The 13,263-nt window shown below is 30.4% G+C and carries 9 protein-coding genes; 3 read left to right on the forward strand and 6 right to left on the reverse strand.

The features are described 5' to 3' along the window. Positions 1-70 precede the first annotated feature (70 nt). Complete coding sequence (locus H0I29_RS14755) at positions 71-421, forward strand: 4Fe-4S dicluster domain-containing protein (RefSeq protein WP_068448123.1); 351 nt, start codon at positions 71-73, stop codon at positions 419-421. Between the two features lie 96 nt (positions 422-517). Here the strand turns inward: H0I29_RS14755 and H0I29_RS14760 are convergent, their stop codons facing one another. From H0I29_RS14760 to H0I29_RS14770, 3 genes are all read right to left on the reverse strand, one after another. Beyond that, a complete protein-coding gene (locus H0I29_RS14760; protein ID WP_218753015.1) occupies positions 518-1,612 on the reverse strand; it encodes a hypothetical protein in 1,095 nt (364 codons plus the stop codon). A 139-nt stretch (positions 1,613-1,751) separates the two neighbouring features. Continuing rightward, on the reverse strand, positions 1,752-2,648 hold the full coding sequence (locus tag H0I29_RS14765; RefSeq protein WP_218753016.1) for a glycerophosphodiester phosphodiesterase family protein: 897 nt from the start codon (positions 2,646-2,648) through the stop codon (positions 1,752-1,754). A gap of 35 nt (positions 2,649-2,683) precedes the next feature. Further along, complete coding sequence (locus H0I29_RS14770) at positions 2,684-4,075, reverse strand: metallophosphoesterase family protein (protein WP_218753017.1); 1,392 nt, start codon at positions 4,073-4,075, stop codon at positions 2,684-2,686. A 166-nt stretch (positions 4,076-4,241) separates the two neighbouring features. Here H0I29_RS14770 and H0I29_RS14775 point away from each other — a divergent pair, with 166 nt between their 5' ends. After that, positions 4,242-5,129 (forward strand): AraC family transcriptional regulator, encoded by an 888-nt coding sequence (locus H0I29_RS14775; RefSeq protein ID WP_218733647.1) that lies wholly within the window; start codon positions 4,242-4,244, stop codon positions 5,127-5,129. Positions 5,130-5,223: 94 nt separating this feature from the next. Here H0I29_RS14775 and H0I29_RS14780 read toward each other — a convergent pair whose 3' ends face one another. After that, positions 5,224-6,912 carry a SusD/RagB family nutrient-binding outer membrane lipoprotein gene (locus tag H0I29_RS14780; protein WP_218753018.1) on the reverse strand — a complete coding sequence of 563 codons (1,689 nt, stop codon included), beginning with the start codon at positions 6,910-6,912 and terminating at the stop codon, positions 5,224-5,226. Between the two features lie 22 nt (positions 6,913-6,934). After that, the gene (locus H0I29_RS14785) at positions 6,935-10,294 is read right to left on the reverse strand and encodes a SusC/RagA family TonB-linked outer membrane protein (RefSeq protein WP_218753019.1); all 3,360 of its coding nucleotides are present in this window, start codon (positions 10,292-10,294) and stop codon (positions 6,935-6,937) included. 343 nt (positions 10,295-10,637) lie between these two features. On the opposite strand from H0I29_RS14785, the gene H0I29_RS14790 reads away from it, so the two are divergent. Continuing rightward, the gene (locus tag H0I29_RS14790) at positions 10,638-11,453 is read left to right on the forward strand and encodes a glycerophosphodiester phosphodiesterase family protein (protein ID WP_218753020.1); all 816 of its coding nucleotides are present in this window, start codon (positions 10,638-10,640) and stop codon (positions 11,451-11,453) included. 279 nt (positions 11,454-11,732) lie between these two features. Here H0I29_RS14790 and H0I29_RS14795 read toward each other — a convergent pair whose 3' ends face one another. Beyond that, on the reverse strand, positions 11,733-13,196 hold the full coding sequence (locus H0I29_RS14795) for a carboxypeptidase-like regulatory domain-containing protein (RefSeq protein ID WP_218753021.1): 1,464 nt from the start codon (positions 13,194-13,196) through the stop codon (positions 11,733-11,735). Between the last annotated feature and the right edge of the window lie 67 nt (positions 13,197-13,263).

A 13,263-nucleotide genomic window follows, 5' to 3' on the forward strand; every position in this document is an offset into this window, starting at 1 on the left:
TTATTTTGGTTGTCTATTATTTTGGCTTTATTTTTGCAATTGCAAAGGTACAAAAACAGAACAGAAAATTATGGCAATTATAATAACAGATGAATGTATAAATTGTGGGGCATGTGAACCAGAATGTCCTAACACTGCAATTTACGAAGGAGCAGATGATTGGAAATATTCAGACGGAACAGATTTGAAAGGAAATGCAGTTTTACCAAATGGTAAATCGGTAAATGCCGATGATGTTCAAGAACCAGTTTCTGATGAAATCTATTATATCGTTCCAGATAAGTGTACAGAATGTAAAGGTTTTCATGATGAGCCACAATGTGCTGCAGTATGTCCTGTAGATTGTTGTGTACCAGATGACGACGTTGTAGAAACAGAAGAAGAGTTGTTAGCTAAGCAAAGCTTTATGCATAACGACTAATAAAATATTTTTATAATATTATAAAAGCCCCAAATCAATCAGATTTGGGGCTTTTACTTTATAAATACCTTTATAGTAGTTGTTTAGAATATATCTCTAGAATAGTAAATCTAGATCAAACGAATAAATATTACCTAAATCATCAGAGAAAAAGATAAATTTTGATTTTTTAGAAAAGAAAGGATCTTTACTAGAAGTAACATCACCATTTTTTCCTTTTATTTTTGTTTTTAATCGAATGAGTTCTTTAAAAATATATTTATTTTTCGTTTTTGTAATTTCATTTACAGAAATATAATATCTATTATTTTCTTTGTTTTTTACAGAATGCGCTTCAAATATTTTTCCGGATGTTACATGATTAATAATTGGTCTACTGGGACTTTTTCCTTTCTTAAGAGGCTCATACGGAATGTTTGTCCAATTTCCTTTTTTATCTCTTATTCTTAATACAAATTGAGGTTGATTAATTTTATCAACACTATTTTTAGAAGCCACCATCATTTCTCCACTTTCTAAAACTGTCGCATTTAAGTGATCATCTGCGTTATTGTTTCCTTGTTGAATAATGATTGGTTGAGACCATTTATCTAATTTATTTCCGTCATAATGAATTCGTTCGTAGATGGTTTGTGTATTTTGATTAGACCAAATTACAGATAGTTGGTTTTCTAATTTAGCAATTAAAGAAATGTCATCTTTATTTATATTATCAGCAATCGTAAATGGTGTAGACCAATTTTTTCCGTCTAAAGAATGCCAAACCATTATGGATTCATTCATATCTGCACAAACCCAAAATTCATTTTTAGAATCTTGGGTAATCGTTGCAGTTTCTATAGAATGACAGTTTTTAGGAATAGAAAGCGTCTGTTTCCATTGAATTTCGTATTCCTCTTTTGAATAAGTCATTTTAACAACACTCAAATTACATTCATCCACTAAGACAATATGTACATCATTCTCTTTCTTAAAAACATCAGCTTTACGGGGTAAGTTTGTCAACAGCTTATTAATTACCGTTTGAGGAGACCATCCTGAAACATCTTTTTTTAATAACTTAGGTCCATCTTTATCACCAACAATTAACCATTGTCCATGCTCTGTAGCCCATGATTTAGATTGAGGTTTATCCGCTGTAGCATCTCCATAATCAACTTTATAAATAGGTGTTACATAAATTTCGGGCACCTTCTTTTTTTGAGGAAAAGATTCTTGTCTGTAAATTATCAAACAAAAAAGAAGAGGTAATAGTGATAAAATGTTTTTTAATTTCAATTGATTGTTAATTAGATTCACTGTTTATTAATAAAAAAATAATAGCACCAAATTATTGATGTAAACCTTTGCTTCTTAATAATTCTAATAACATTTCGGGTTCATCAGTCTGAATGATATTAGCACCATTTTTAATCAATTCTTCAATTATTTTTTCTCCACTTCCATAACGAATTTCAGCATCTTTTTCTCCTAAGGTATTTATCCAAATTCTAGCATTGTTTTCTTTTAACAAATCACCAACTTCTTTGGTATTAAAGCCCGTGTCTATATGTATAACTTTTGGGTTAAACTTTACAACAGCCGAATCTGCCATTTTTAAAGAATATGCTCTAGGCATTAATTGAGCGGATTTATCTAAAATTTTAATGCGTTCTAACTGGTTGTAATCATTATCAAAATAAAATACCTCGTTTTTATTTCCAAATTCATTTACAGCTTTCACTAATCCTTCTACATTGTCCGTTTTCATATCTACATCTACCATTATTTTACCTTTAACTACTTTTAAAAATTCTTCAAAAGTTGGTACAGATTCTTTGCTTATTCTGCCATAAGGTGCTTTTAGTTTAAAAGCTTTAATCTCGGCTAATGTTAAGTCTTCAACTTCTCCTGTTCCTGTAGTTGTGCGATCTATAGAGCTATCATGCATTAAAATTAGTTGTCCGTCTTTTGTTGTTTTTACATCAACCTCTATTATATCTACTCCTAATTCAATAGATTTTAATGAAGATTCTATAGAATTTTCAAAATTCCCCATGTGTGCACCTCTATGAGCTGCAACCAAGATTGATTTTGATGTTGCATTTTTAAACTCTTTAAGTGTTGTAGCTATATTTGTAGCTTTTACAATTACTTCTGTTGTTTCTTTTTGAGGTATATTTTCTTTTGTACAAGACCACCCTATAAAAAAGACGAATAAAATAATTAGTTGTTTTGTGATTTTCATTTTTTGCAATTTTTATCGTTGTTTTAGTTGATGAGTTATTCTACTTTTTCTAGATCTTTTTTTAATCTAACAGGTGTTTCAGGAACTTTATTAATCAATGTTTTTTTGCCATCTTTTTTTATGATTTCAAAAGCGTCATATAGAATGCCAATAGGTGTGTATGCTCCATATTTAATGGTGTCTTTAGATACTGTTATGATTTGAAAGAGTTGCGTGTATTCACCTCGTCTCACCATCCATTCTTGATCTTTAGATTCGTACATTTTTGGTCCACTTACAGAAACAGCATAAACAGCACCCGCATCTTCTACTACAGTTAAACCTTTTCCTTCATTTTTAGGAAATCCCCTTGCATATGTATGATCATGACCTTGTAAAACTAAATCCACACCATATTTATCAATTAAAGGTTTTATAGCTTCTCTAAGTTCTTTATTATCACGTCCTTTTGCGGTAGAATAAATAGGGTAGTGGGTTGTGATAATTGTCCATTTTTTTGTGTTTGCTTGTAATACAGAATCTAACCATTGTATTTGAGCTTTTTTTGATTCTTCACTTTCATCAAAACCTTCGCTATCTAAAGAAATCATTTTCATGTCTTGGTAATCTATAGCAAAACAAGTTTCTTTTAAAGCTTCTGTTGGGCCATTTTCTGGCAAGGTAAACTGTGGTCTCCATAACGAAGATAAAACACCATTTCTGTATTCATGGTTACCAGGCGTCATCATACTTGGTACCGTTGCATGAATAAAATTACCTGCGTAAAACCATTCTCCCCATTCTAAATTTGCATCTCTATCATTAATTAAATCTCCAGCATGTAACATAAAATCGACCTGTGGAAATTGACGATAGGAATTACGAATGACTCTAGACCATAAAGATTTTACGTTGTTTTGAGCATCCCCAAAATAGATAAAACTAAAAAGCTTTTCATTTCCAACATTTGCTGTTTTATACTGAAACCATTCACTCCAATACCCATTATCTTTGCTTCCATTTCCAACACGATAAACATAAATGGTATTTGGTTTTAAATTATGAACTACTGCAGAATGATAGGTCGCTTTTACAAGAGGTTCATTTCTGTTTTGGTTTTCAAATTTTTGTGAGGTTGCATTTATTTTTTCAACATTTCGTAATAAAAATTCGGGTCCATCTGTTGCTAAAGCTATTTCTATAACTCCATTAGACACTTGTTGATCTGTTCTCCAATTTACTGCTAAACTATGCGCTGCATCTGCTGTAAGATTTGCTATAATACGATCTGGTGTACTAGACGGAAATATTAATTTATGTGCAACTATAGAGTCGAATGCAGAATAATGTGTATGTGTACTTTCATTATCATGCGTGTGTTGTGCTTGTAGTAGAGCGCTAAATAATATAGTGATTACTAAAACAATTAAACTTTTTTGTGTTTTCATTATTGAAATTTATATTGAAGTCAAAAATATTTTATCATGAACTAAAAAGCGATTTCCTTTCAATAAAGAATCGTTAAGGATTCATTATTTTTAGGTTTATTTGTTAAGATAAATTACATATAATTAAACAAGAAATTACATTATAGTAAACTAAAGATTAAAACAATTGCATAGTATTGGATTCTGGAATAATAGCCATACTATGCATTTTGTTTTTGAAAAAATATTTGTACCAAGCAACCATACTTTTATATCAAGAGAGTTGCCTTTATCGCCAAATAAGAAAATTCATTCTCATAAAAACTTTGAAATAAATTATGTTACTTCTGGCAAAGGAAGAAGAATAATTGGTGATCATATTTCTAATTTTGAAAAAGGAGACCTCGTACTTATAGGATCTGATTTACCTCATTGTTGGGATTTACAGAATAGTGATCATAACGAATCTCCAACTTGTATTGTGACGCATTTTTCTGAAAATGTTTTTAATTTTGATTTTTTTAAAATCCCAGAATTAAAGCAAGTGGAATTATTATTAAAAGAAGCAAGTAATGGAATTCGTTTTAAAGTTAAAGATGATGTAGAAATACATAAAACTTTAATAGAAATGGTAAAAACGGATGGTTTAGAATACTATATTAAACTATTGAAATTATTTGAATATCTTATTAAAATAGAAGATAGAGAGCAACTGTCTAATCCTACAAATAAAAAGACTGCTTTTTCTAAAAATGTAGATAAAATAGATAAGGTATACGAATATGTTTTTTTAAATATTAAAGAAGGAATTAATTTGGATGAAGCATCTGCAGTTTTAAATATGGCTCCAAGTTCTTTTTGTCGATTTTTTAAAAAGAAAACAGGACTTACTTTTATGGAATATGTAAAAAATGTAAAAGTTGGTATTGCTACAAAATTGTTGGCTGAAACGGATAAACAAATAGCTGAAATCTGTTATGAAAGTGGCTATAATAATTTAGCTAATTTTAACCTTTATTTTAAAGCAAAAATGGGGAAAACACCATCTAATTATCGTAAATATTTTAGACATTAGAGTTTTTGTTTTAGTATAAAAAAGACTTATTTTATTTACAATAAAAAATGCCTGAGGAAACTCAGGCATTTTAAAATTCTTCTTCTATTTAATATTACCAAGGTTTTGTAACATCTTGTACAATCCATGGTTTTGCATAAGGGCTATCATTAGAATCGGTATTGCTATACGGAGTTTCTTCTAAGGAAGCAACTCCAACAGCATTATTTGATGTGTTGTTATTTATTTCATCACTAGGATACACAAACCTTAATGGCATTACATCTTCTCTAGCTAAAGGACCAGCATTTAAAGATGGAAAACCTGTTCTTCTCCAATCTAAATATGCTTCATCACCATTAAACATATTTGCAATCCATTTTTGTTGCATAATTATTTCTAAACTACCATCAAAGGCAACTCCTGAATTGGTTATATATTCATTATAATTGTCAGTGAGTCCCCACACTTCTAAAGAAGCTTTTATTCCTTCTAAATAATTAGTTTCGGCATTCGATCCCCAACCTCTTACGGCTGCTTCTGCTTTTAAAAACGATATTTCTGCATACGAGAACAACCTTGCTTTTAATAAGTTTCCTCCATCTTCTTTTAGATTAAATACTTCATTCATTCTAGATACATAACTATTTGTACCTCCTCTAGAACCTTCGGTATTTAGATTGTATGTGTAAGGATCTGCATTACTTACAGCTACTGGTAAACCTACGTAAACGCTACTTGTATCAATAAGTGTTTTACCTGCTTCTATATCTGCTGCATAGGTGTTTGAGGAGTAGATTGCATAACCATTTTCTTCTAAGGTATCTTCGTTAATATAACGGATACCGTCTTGTTCTGCTATATCACCACCTCCAGGAATTTCATCTGCTGGTACAACTTTAGTAGGGGTTGCAACAGGAGCAAACCAAACTGTAATTCTAGGGTCGTTAAATTCTTTTAATTTGTCTGTAATCGTTGTGCAAGGCTTTACTCTATAAAATTCTGAAGCAGAACCAAATTGCCCACTTTCTGGCCAAGATTGACTCGAAATACCTCCAATATAGCTAAGAGATAATTCATTATCAATGCTACTTATTAATGGTTTTAAAAGTGTTTTTGTTACACCATCTTGAGAAAAACTTGGTAATTTTTCTGATAAACGCATATAATAACGTAGTGCTAAGGAGTTCGCTAATTTTTGCCATTTAGAAGCATCTCCAGCGTAAAAAACATCTTGAGATGCGTCAACATTTTCAAAATTACTTCCTTCTAAAAGTGTAGCCGCTGTTTCTAAATCTGCAATAATGCCTTTGTAAACAGCTTCTTGTGTATCATAAGCTGGTTTTTCTCCGTTTAAATTATTACCGTGTAAAGCATCTGAATATGGAATGTCTCCATAATAATCGGTAAGATTACCAAATAACATCGATTTTAGTATTAAAGTTACCCCTTCATGAAAATCTAAACCTAATGCTACAGCTTGCTCATTGGCTACTTTGTTAGTGCGTAGTAAGTTGTAATTAGTAGACCAAATAGATCCTGTAGCCCAATCATATCTGTTGTCGGACCAAGAATCTCTTTGTATAAACTGCGATGCAGTTCCGGTGTCTCCAGCATAACCTCTAGAAGTTGTACTTGTTGCAAGCCCTGTCATTACCGTACTCATTAATAAATTGGGGTCTGCCAAATTAGGCTCAATTCCATTTGGGTTCTCATTTATTTCTACCAAATTACTATCGCAAGAAACGATAAGCAAAGTTGTAATCAATAGAAATAAAAATACTATATTTTTTATAAATTTCATATTCTTGATTTTTTATTTTAATTTAAAAACTTGCGTTTAGTTTAAAACCAACAGGAATTGACCATGGTTGAATGTTGTATCGTTCTACACCTTGTGCCATTCCAGATCCTGAACTTTGAAAAGCACTTTCTGGATCTATATTGATGCCTGCTTTTGTCCATAAAATAATATTACGGCTAAATAATGAAAGCGATAAATTGTTCATACCCATTTTTTCTGACACTTCACGAGGAAAAGTATATCCAATAGAAATTTGTCTAAGTTTTAAGTAATCTGCATCAAAAGTTGCTGCTTTAGAATAGCTCCAAGGATAATTGTCTCCATAAGAATGGTATTGTGTACCTTCTCCACCTAGGTTTTCTTGAGTAGCTACAAAATTACCACTATCATCATAATACCCCATTACTCCAGGTAAAAATACACCATCATTTAAACCATCATAAGGGAAACCACCATACTCTGCAGTAGGTCCACCAACAAGTGGATAGAATTCTCCGTTTGGTGATAAAAACATATCAGAATTTTCTCTAATGTAAGCAGGTATATTATTGACGTTGCTTAAGTCATGAACTTTATCTAGCCATCTTGAAGTTTGTACATCAGATTCTGAATAACGATACGTTTGAGAAACAAATTGTCCACCTTTTCTCCAATCAAAATTCATTGATAAATTCCAGTTTTTATACGTAATAGAAGTTTGTAATCCCATTTTAAAATCAGGATTATAATTACCAGTAACAGGAGCCACTCTATTTCCGACTGCATCAGATAAAGTTCTATCGTCACTATCCCATCCTTCATCATCTAACAAAGGCCATCCGTAGTAAGGCGAATTTTCATCTTCTACACGAACAAATGCTCTATCTACTAGCTGACCAATTTCTTCACCAACCCAAGTATAGGCGCCATTTCTTGCTTCAGACCAAAAAGAAACATAATCTGTGCCTGGAGCTAATTCTGTAATAATGGTTTTGTTGGTCGTAAATGTTAAATTCATATTCCAACGTAGATCATCATTTTTAACTAAAACACTTCCTAAGCTTGCCTCAAACCCTTTACTGTTTAAATTACCAGCATTAAATAGTTTGCTTGTAGCACCAGAAGAAATTGGCAAAGATTTTTGAAAGATTTGGTTTTTGTTATCAGATTCATAATACGTGAAATCCAATGTTATTTTATTTCTAAAAAGTGATAGGTCAACACCGTATTCTGTAGATGTATTAATTTCTGGTTTAATTTCATCATTTTTTAAAGCAGAACTTACAGATAATTGTGAAGCAGCTCCCCAGTCTCCAGAATTGCTTAAAACAGAGTATAAATTATAAGCACTTGTATCATTACCTGCTTGCGCCCAACCTACACGCAGCTTAAATAAAGAAACATCGTTACCCATATCAAAAATCTTATCTAATAAAATACTTGATGAAACTGAAGGGTACAAAAAGCTATTATTATTTTCAGGTAAAGTACTAGACCAATCATTTCTAACACTCGCATCTACAAATACAGTATTTTTAAAACTAATATTACCTAAAGCATAAAAACTATTTACACGTTTTTTAGATGAAGAACTACCATAGCTAATATTATCTGAGGCTATATTAGATAATGTAAATAAGTTAGGAACCACTAAACCAGAACCTCCATTTTTAGTTTGTGCAGATGATGAATTATTATTTAAATCTCTTCTGTTACCACCAGCGGATAAGCTGTAATCAAAATTTTCGTTTAATTTATCTTGATAAGTAAGTAAAAAATCGACATTTGTTTCTACACCATTTATGTTAGATAATCCATAAGCACCATTAGGTTCATCATTAAAACCGCTAGATATTTTAGTTTCTCTTACTTCATGAGTATCATTATAAGCAAAACGAGTCATTAAAGAAAGTTTGTCTGTAAATTGATAATCAGCTTGAATATTACCCATCAATCTTTTTCTTTTAAAACCATTATTTATTTCATTTGCTAAAAAATAAGGGTTGTTAAATTCAAATTGAGAAGGATCATCCCCAAAATTATAGGGTGCATTTTGGCTAACGCCCTCTACCAACCAATAATCTTTCATGTCAAGAATATCTATATGGCTATTAATATCATATAATGCTTGTAAAGGGTTTGCGCCTCTGTCTGTTGTCGAAGGGCGATTATCTGCACCAGAAATAGTATATTTTATACTTGAGTTAATTTTTAATTTGTCATTAACATCAAAACTACTATTGATACCAAAATTATGTCTATACAAATCAGAATTTGGAATAAAACCTTCATGTTGCATATTGGTATAAGACATTCTATAATTCATTCTGTCTGTACTATTTTCTATAGAAACAGTATTTGTAGAGGTAAATGAATTTTCAAAGAAATTTTTAGCATTGTTTGCACCTCTAGAGGTTAATGGTTTTGCCACACCAATTCCCGTAGCTATTTCTTGATCTGAATATGGCCATTGAATAGCACTTAAACCTTTGTCTAATTCAGGACCAACCCAACCAGAAGAAGTTTCGTCTATTTGTGTTGTATTAGGGTTTGGTCTACTACCGTTGGCAAAAAGTGTAGATTTTTCGATAAATTTATAAGGGATTTCGTAGACATTACTAGAACTAAAAGAAATGCCTAAACCTTTATTTTTTTTACCTGATTTTGTAGTAATTAAAATAACACCATTACCACCTCTTGCTCCATATAGTGCAGCAGCACTAGGCCCTTTTAAAACAGATACGTTTGCAATATCATCTGGATTAATATCACTAATACCACCGCCATAATCTACTTCTACACCGCCACCAATACTTCCAATGTTGGTAAGTCCACTACTTAAAGGAACGCCATCTACAACATATAAAGGTTGGTTATCTGTTGTTAATGAAGAAGCTCCACGTAAAATAACACTTACAGTAGAACCAGCACCGCCGGTAGCGTTAATTTGCACACCTGCAACTCTACCATTTAATGCGTTTAATGCATTTTCTTGCGTTACAGTTGTCATATCATCTCCGGATACTTCAGCAACGGAATACCCTAATGATTTTTTCTCTCTAGAAATTCCAAGTGCGGTAACAACAATACCATCTAACGCTTCTGAAGATTCTTCTAAGGTAACGTTGATATTTGTTTTATTACCAACATTAACTTCTTGTGTTGCCATACCTAAATATGAAAATACAAGTATTGAATTGTTGTTAGGAACAGTAATATTATAATTACCATCAAAATCGGAAGTTACCCCGGTAGTTGTTCCTTTTAAAACAACAGATACTCCAGGTAAGAGTATTTGATTAGTGTCGCTTATAACTCCTTTAACTTGTTGTTGTGCATATATGTTTGCAGATAACAAGCATATTAAAAAGAAGGTAAAAAGCCTTAAGTTTCTTTTTTTCATACTGTGAATGAATTAATAAAATAGTTGATTTGTTGTGTTAATTTCGGACAAACCTATTCTAAAAATTTTGTTAAAACTTAATGTATATTGTTAGTTATAGATTATATTTTGCCTCTTTTTTTTTCTTTGTTATTTTAAGGTTCACACAAGGTTAATATAATGTTACATTGTAAAAAAGAGCATTAATTGAAGTTTCATTTTTGAATTAAAATGAGCTGTTTTTTTTGATAAAGCAGTTTAAATATCACACAAAACGAATAAGATTTAATCATTTTAATCTTCTTTATTCAACTTAATTTGTAATCAATAAAAAGAAGAATGTTTTCTTTTAAAAAAATAAAAGATGAAGAAGGTTATACTATTAAATAAGAATTTTTTATTCTTGATATTACTCTTGTTGAAACTATCTGTTTTTGCACAAGCAGATAGTTTACCTCTAAAAGGTATTTGTGCACATCGTGGAGCAAATAAGACACATCCAGAGAATACAATTGCCGCTTTTAAAGAAGCCATACGTTTAGGAGTTCAAATGATAGAGTTTGATGTGCAATTAACTCAAGATAATAAACTTGTGATCATGCATGATGCTACTGTAAATAGAACAACAAATGGTTTTGGAAAAGTATCTGAGTTAACTTTAACTGAAATTAGAGAATTAGATGCAGGTAGTTGGAAAGCTGAAAAGTTTAATGGGGAAAAAGTACCAACTCTACAAGAAGTTCTTAGAATAATGCCACAAAACATATGGTTAAATATTCATTTAAAAGGAGACAGAAGGGTAGGTGTAGAAACGACTAAAATGGTAATGGCAGAAAATAGAGTTCAACAATCTGTAATTGCATGTGGAAAAAAGGCGGCTAAAGGAGTAAAGCATATAAATAAAAATATCAAGATTTGTAATATGGAACGTTCAACTTCTCGTGTTTCTTATATCGACCAAACCATCAAAAAAAACTTTGCATTTCTTCAAATAAAAAATAGTAGAGATGATGTAAACATGTTACGCGACCTAAAAAAACTAAAGCAAAATGGTGTTCGTGTAAATTATTTTCATTCAGAAAAAAAAGAGCAAGTGAAAGAATTACTAGATGCTGGGGTAGATTTTATTTTGACTGATAATTTGGTAGAAATGTTAGAAGCTTTTTCCTTAATAAAATAAGTATTTAAATATATAGTAACCTTTATAAAAATCATTACAATTTATGAAAAAGTATGTAATCATTTTAGGACCTTTTTTGTTTTTTCTTGTTCTACTAATAAAAAAGAATTTGAGCCTAACAAGAATTCTGTAAAATTGTAGATGAATTTGTGATTAAAAAATAGTTAGATAAAATTATATTTTAAGGCATAAAAGCATACTGTTTTTGTTTAAGTAAATACCCAACGTTCGTTTACGTTGGGTATTTATTTAATTGAGCGTTTTAAAGTAGATTTATACTTAATTATATTGTTCTAAATATTGACGAATTAAAACTTTATTTTTCCAATTAGAAGCGTCATAAGCTTCTTTAGTCATATAAGCAGTTCTTTTTTTATAGGCTTCTTTAATTTCTTCTTTGGTCTTCTTTTTAAAGCTATCAGCATCAAAATCGGTGATATTATTTACAAAGGTTTCTCTGTCTTCACTGACGTTTATTTCTACTTTAACATTAAATTTTACCTTGTTTTTATCTTTGGCATTTTCTATAAATTTTATAGGTCTATCTATGTATGCGTAGTTCGTTTTGGTTTCTTTTACGTAGGAAGTATATATTTTATCATCTTTATTTTTTTCATAAAAAAAAGTTACATGATGTTGGTTTTCAGAAAATTTGATTCCAAATAAAAACTTTAAATTCAAATGTTGTCCACGTTTTCCATCAGCATATTGGTATTTTATTTTTTTAATGAAAAAATCAGTAGGATCAATATACATTTTACCCGAATATTTAGATTTTGATTTGTTAGGAGTAAATGAAACAACATAATACTTTTTAGTGCCTAGCATTTCATTTTCTTCTAATTGATGTTCATAATATTTCTGATCAAGAAAATTCTTTTGATTAGAAGCATTAAAAAATACAGTTCTATATTTTATATTTCTAAGTGGATAACTTTGGTTGTAATCACTAAAAGTATTGTCTTTTGATATTGAATCTGTAACTCTAGCTGTTTCCGCCATAGACAATGAGTCTTCTAGTTTAAAAAGTCCAGATTTTACTTTATATGTGTTTTTAGAATTCAAATGTTTTAAAACGACGTTTTGCAGCCTTTCCGTTATGTTTTCTAGGGTTACACCGTTTCCTATATCTATTTTTTTAAACCCCTGAATAGCGGTTACTTCGTAAGAATCTACTTCTTTTTTTCGTTCTTCAGAATAGAATTTTTTATTTAAAACAGTTGCTTTAAATTCTGTTCCAAAAGCAGGATTTTTTTCTTGAAGATTATCAGCAAATTGCATTAATTCTTTTTCTGCTAATTTTCTTTTTTTTCTACTTAAAAGTGAACTAGAATTTAACTCGAATTCTAGTTTTTTAAAATCTAAATTTTGATTTTCAATAGCATATACATCTTGTTTTACAGGTGATGAAAGATAGTTTTCTTTCATGTTTTTAGCTGTTTTTATCAATAAGCTATCTAAAGTAACTTTGGTTAAGTTTAGTTGAAATTCATCGAGTAGATTTACGTCTTCTTGTAAGTTTACTACGTAATGATTATTTATTAGTTGCCTTTTTGTAATGGTTTTTGGTTGATAGCCTAAGCAAGAAATAGTAATAATTTTTACGTTATCTAAGTTTAAAGTATAATTACCTAATTCATCTGAAGTCGAACCAGATTTTTTGTCTGTTAAAAGTGCTGCTTTCTCAATTGGATTTGAAGAATTTAGACTGATGATTTTACCTGAAATTGTTTGAGAGTTCATTACTATAATATTTAAAAATAGTAATGAAAAAGAGAGTAGTTTTTTCGTCATGAAATGTTGATTTTTT

This window comes from Polaribacter sp. R2A056_3_33 (assembly GCF_019278485.1).
Lineage (GTDB): Bacteria > Bacteroidota > Bacteroidia > Flavobacteriales > Flavobacteriaceae > Polaribacter.